The organism is Paenisporosarcina sp. P4_D4, assembly GCF_056401835.1.
On sequence record NZ_JBFUIO010000137.1, the window covers coordinates 1 to 4,885 of the forward strand.

The 4,885-nt window shown below is 38.1% G+C and carries 7 protein-coding genes and 1 pseudogene; 5 read left to right on the top strand and 3 right to left on the bottom strand.

Translation table 11 applies throughout. The annotated features are described in order from the left end of the window. Window positions 1-343, top strand: a pseudogene (locus AC1DSL_RS15730) (hypothetical protein); the annotation flags it as partial. A gap of 100 nt (window positions 344-443) precedes the next feature. On the opposite strand, the gene AC1DSL_RS15735 reads toward AC1DSL_RS15730, so the two are convergent. Together AC1DSL_RS15735 and AC1DSL_RS15740 are read right to left on the bottom strand one after the other, a co-directional pair. After that, window positions 444-773, bottom strand: a complete 330-nt coding sequence (locus AC1DSL_RS15735; protein WP_477532906.1) for a DUF3889 domain-containing protein — start codon at window positions 771-773, stop codon at window positions 444-446. Window positions 774-1,165: 392 nt separating this feature from the next. Continuing rightward, complete coding sequence (locus AC1DSL_RS15740; protein ID WP_477532905.1) at window positions 1,166-2,086, bottom strand: NAD(P)-dependent alcohol dehydrogenase; 921 nt, start codon at window positions 2,084-2,086, stop codon at window positions 1,166-1,168. Between the two features lie 327 nt (window positions 2,087-2,413). Between AC1DSL_RS15740 and AC1DSL_RS15745 the strand changes: the two genes are divergently transcribed. Genes AC1DSL_RS15745 through AC1DSL_RS15755 form a run of 3 tightly spaced genes read left to right on the top strand, consistent with a single transcriptional unit; the run spans window position 2,414 to window position 4,014 of the window. Further along, window positions 2,414-3,124 (top strand): cytochrome c biogenesis CcdA family protein, encoded by a 711-nt coding sequence (locus AC1DSL_RS15745; protein WP_342543661.1) that lies wholly within the window; start codon window positions 2,414-2,416, stop codon window positions 3,122-3,124. A gap of 40 nt (window positions 3,125-3,164) precedes the next feature. Beyond that, window positions 3,165-3,494, top strand: coding sequence for a thioredoxin family protein (locus AC1DSL_RS15750; RefSeq protein ID WP_342543662.1), 330 nt, complete (start codon window positions 3,165-3,167; stop codon window positions 3,492-3,494). 1 nt (window position 3,495) lies between these two features. Further along, window positions 3,496-4,014 carry a CcdC family protein gene (locus AC1DSL_RS15755; RefSeq protein WP_477532907.1) on the top strand — a complete coding sequence of 173 codons (519 nt, stop codon included), beginning with the start codon at window positions 3,496-3,498 and terminating at the stop codon, window positions 4,012-4,014. Between the two features lie 73 nt (window positions 4,015-4,087). Here the strand turns inward: AC1DSL_RS15755 and AC1DSL_RS15760 are convergent, their stop codons facing one another. After that, window positions 4,088-4,519 (bottom strand): DUF2621 domain-containing protein, encoded by a 432-nt coding sequence (locus tag AC1DSL_RS15760; RefSeq protein ID WP_016427159.1) that lies wholly within the window; start codon window positions 4,517-4,519, stop codon window positions 4,088-4,090. Between the two features lie 116 nt (window positions 4,520-4,635). On the opposite strand from AC1DSL_RS15760, the gene AC1DSL_RS15765 reads away from it, so the two are divergent. Then, window positions 4,636-4,854: a DUF1659 domain-containing protein gene (locus AC1DSL_RS15765; protein ID WP_016427160.1), complete on the top strand. Its 219-nt coding sequence runs from the start codon at window positions 4,636-4,638 to the stop codon at window positions 4,852-4,854. Window positions 4,855-4,885: the final 31 nt, after the last annotated feature.

Below are 4,885 nucleotides of genomic sequence, written 5' to 3' on the forward strand. Positions count from 1 at the left end.
GATTGACGTGCTAGTTGATGATCCTATAGCAATAATCAATAAAAACGTAAAAACCAAGTTATCAACTGAAAAAGCCGAAATAAGAATAGGTGACAAAGAATATAAAATTGATTTGGCCCCTTTACAAATAAATCCTACTAACTTACTTGAGGATATTGCTTTTGGCGGTGTAATAAAATATGAAGTAAAAGACCAACAACTTACCGCTACACTCCCAGCTCAAATTTCTGCAGCTGGCTATCTTGGCGAAATAGTTATTGTATATGAATATCGTGACAAAATGTATCAAGCAAAATCAATTGAATTCCAACCTAGTGAGTTATTGAAAAAACGGGTGGAGTAGTAAAAAGAGCAGCGATTAAAAATCAATGCTCTTTATTAATTAATTTATTTGTTCAATGAAAGGACCATTATGCATGTACATGTTTCCTTCGAGTGACGGCTCATCTTGACGTTTCTTGAAATTTAATATTAACTACTTCTTCAGTTTCGGTATTATATTCAATTCTTACATGAACGCCGAATTCTCTGTTACCATCTTTTAACCATAATTTAAACTTTTCAATAGTTGTTTTCTCTTTAGATTCGCTTCCTTCATGTAGATAGTCAATAATATCTGCATTGGGATATTTAGATTTTGTCTCTGACATAGCGAGCTGTCCCCACTTAGCGTAAGCTGGAATTTCTCCTTGTGCATGAGCAATAGACGGGATATGTGTTGGTGTTGAATTAGCTGTAATAATAATTCCAAGGGCAACAATTGTTTTTCGCATAATTGATCTCATCTCCTTTTTTATAGGATGAGTCATTTGCTTAAATTCATTCAATCCATACCTCTGTAGTATTGGAAACTGCAACCGATAGAATGATTCTCTCATTCATTATCAAATTCCTAAATCACATAATTGATATTATATCGTTGGAAGAGCCAAAAGTTGCTGAACCAAAAAAAAAGTTAATTTTTCAAATCGAGTTTTAAGGCATAGATGACTTAATCAAAATTTGTATATAAATAAAGTGATGTTACTGACTCAAGGCCAGCTCGCCAATATCTCTGGTACGTAAGAGAACGCGCATTTTATAAAAATATAAAATGTGCGTTCTCCCATTTTCATTAAATAATCAATTCTAGTTTTTGTCGCTACTATATTATTCAACAACTCTTTCACACTGTGATGACAACTTTTCCTTGAGCGTGACCTTCTTCAAAATACCTGAAAGCATCAGGTACTTCACTGAACTTATAACATCTATCAATAATTGGTTTTACTTTGCCGGCTTCAAGTAGTTCTTTCATAAAAATCAGATCTTTTTGGTTTGCACTTTGTAACATGGTACCCATTTTTTTATTGCTGATAAATGAATGCCAAGGTCCAAGTACCATTGCCTGGGTTAGTTGTGCACCGGCACCTCCAACCATAACATAATTTCCTTTGGGATTTAATGAACGCTTATAAGCAGAAATAGGTTTGTATCCGTTAACAGCAAGAATCAGGTCATAACGCTCAGCTTTTTTTGTGAAATCTTCCTTGGTATAGTCAATGACATGGGCTGCTCCAATCGATTGCACGATGTCCACATTTCTCGTACTGCAAACAGCAGTTACCTCAGCCCCAAAAGACTTGGCAATCTGTACTGCGAAAGTACCCACGCCACCAGAGGCACCATTAATCAATACTTTTTGACCTGACTGAATTTTGCCTTTATCCCGGAGACCCTGTAAGGCTGTGACTCCCGCCATAGGTACAGCAGCAGCTTCCACAAAGGAAATATTGGCTGGCTTTATGGCTAATGCATTTTCAGGAACAGCTACATATTCGGCAAATCCAGACCACCCACAACTAGATAAATCTCCGAATACCTCATCGCCTGGTTGAAACTGTTTAACATATTTTCCGACTGCTTCAACACGACYCGCTATGTCACCGCCAGGTATGGAGTATTTGGGTTTTAGAAGTCCGAAAGCAAAGCGGGCTAAGAACGGTTCTCCTCTCAAAAGTACCAGGTTACCATAGTTCACGGATGCTGCATGAATCTTAACGAGTACTTGATTGTCCTCGGGAGTGGGTTTTTCCACCTCTGACATTTCAAGAACATCAGGTGAACCATATTTGTAACACACAATAGCTTTCAGAATTATTCCTCCTAATTCCCTTCGAATTCTTTCTTAAAGACTATAAAGATTGTCTTATTTATAGATATTCCAGTAGAGAGTTAATCAAGACTGGTATTTGTAAAAAAATCACACTAGTTAGATTAACAATGATTGACAACAAATAAGAGCTGGATACTTAAAAAATGTTAAAAAGTCACTAGCATTTTCATTTGGACAAAAAAATGTCACAAGCAATAATGACGTCATTTGACTGATTATTTGATACGATGTTAGGAGTATCGTAAAGGAGCGACTTTGATGACGACAGATATCAATTTACTATTGGCATTTGGAGCCGGATTTTTAAGCTTCATCTCGCCGTGTACTCTGCCTTTATATCCAGCATTTCTTTCTTATATAACTGGCATGACATTGGATGAATTGAAAACGAATCGAGGCATTTTGCAAAGAAGAGGTATGTTGCATACTCTATTTTTCTTGATTGGTTTTTCAAGCATTTTTATTGCACTCGGATTTAGTACAAGTTTGTTTTATACGTTTTTCCAGCAGAACCAAGAATTAATCCGCCAAGTTGGTGCGATTTTTATCGTATTATTTGGTCTGCTTGTTGTGGGCGTGTTCAAACCTGAGTTTTTAATGAAAGAACGAAGAATTCAGTTTAAAAACCGACCATCCGGTTATTTAGGGACGGTATTAATAGGAATGGCCTTTGCAGCTGGATGGCAACCATGCACGGGGCCGATTTTGGCGTCAGTGTTTGTATTGGCTACAGATAACCCCGGTTCAGGTGTATGGTATATGCTTGCTTATGTTCTTGGATTCGCTATTCCGTTCTTCGTACTGTCCTTATTCATTACAAGACTTGGGTGGATTCGAAAACACAATGCGAAAATCGTGAAGATTGGCGGATATGTCATGATCGCTGTCGGGATATTACTATTCTTTGATGGGATGACATACATCATCCGTATATTAAGTCCGATTTTTGGTGACTTCCGAGGGTTTTAACAGGTAAAATAAATGGTATGTGGCAGAGGTGGTGTTGAAGATGAAATCCATATCAACTTATGAACAATGGCAGGAAGTCGTTCAACGCGAGAAGCATCTGCTGCTATTTGTGAAAACGACGAACTGCTCGGTATGTGAAGGGTTATATCCGCAAATTGCTGCACTTGAAGATGAAGTGTCTATTCCGTTTTATGTCGTGAATGCAGCAGAGGTACCTGAACTTGCAGGGCAGCTCAGTTTATTTACAGCACCGGTTGTCATGTTGATGTTACAAGGAAAAGAGTATGCAAGGTATGCAAGGTTCGTACCTGTGAAAGAAGTACTAGGAAAATTACAAGAATTACAGAAATGGGAGGAATCCAATGTTTGAACTGTATAAACAAATTCCTTCACAATGGCTAATCATTGGTTCAACCGTCATGGCAGTGGTCATGGGTACAATTGTGATGATGGTACGCGCGAAATCTGCGAATAGACCGGTCAGTGCGAAGAAAATAATACTGCCACCATTGTTCATGTCTACAGGGGCTTTGATGTTTGTATTTGAATATTTCCGTGTTCCTCCAATGCAAATTGCAGAGGCACTTGGTGTAGGTTTGCTGTTTTCATTGGTGTTAATTTGGACGTCCAAATTCGAAGTGAAAAATAACAACATTTACTTGAAACAATCGAAAGCCTTTATTTTTATATTAATTGGTTTGCTGATTATAAGAGTCATTGCAAAAGTCATTCTAAGCTCGACGATTGATGTAGGCGAGTTAAGTGGAATGTTCTGGATCCTTGCTTTTGGCATGATAGTGCCATGGCGCATTGCGATGCTGATTCAATATAAAAATCTCGAGAAGAAAATCATCCATAATCACACAGAAAAGCCGACCTTTACTTCATAGGTCGGCTTTTTTCTATAATTGTTAGCTATTTAGCTCAATCCGCACGGGGGCCTGACGTGAGTCGCTTTTAGGTTTAAAACAAATGTTCATAAGGAGTCATATCAATTTTCATAGACTCAAGCTTTTTGCGTAGGAATTTATGATCCCGCTTCGGTGTTGCTTGAATATATCCTCGAATAATATGATCATGCTCAATGGAAGTCGCTTTTTCCTCCAAAGCAATTTGACCCACTTTACCCGCAATCTTTTGTTTAGCAACTGGTCTGAATAATTCAGGAACAGGCGTGACCAGCTCATTCAACATCAACTTTGCTTGATCTCCCCATAAGTGTAGAGACTCCTGAACGTAATGCTCTTCCCAGTCAAGTACGGATTTTCCATCATCTTTCGGCAACACTTTCAAAAACTTGCGGAACATGAAGTAGCCACCAATGGCAAACAGGCCGGCAAGTACAAATACCCAAAATACAATAAACCACAAAAACCAACCATCTAAGCCCAACATTCTCACCTCTTATACACGATTCTTCTATTATAGAAGGTTTTGGCAAAAAAAACACGCCCTATGTATCTTTTTTCTTGATTTCTCTCTATGTAATGAGTGAAAGGAGGTGATGCAACATGGCAAACGTTGATTTCAAAGAAGCGGTTGTACGTTTAACGTATGACGCAGGACTCACTCAGGATGGAAAAATGATTAAAAAAGCGAAAACGTACCGCAATGTAAAACAAACAGCAACAGCTGACCAATTATCGGAATTAACAGGCATACTATCTAGCTTTTCATCGTTTCCGATTATCGCTGCTGAGAAAATTGAAACAGGTAATATCCAAAACTAATGGAGAGAGGAGACTAACAAATGGCACAAGT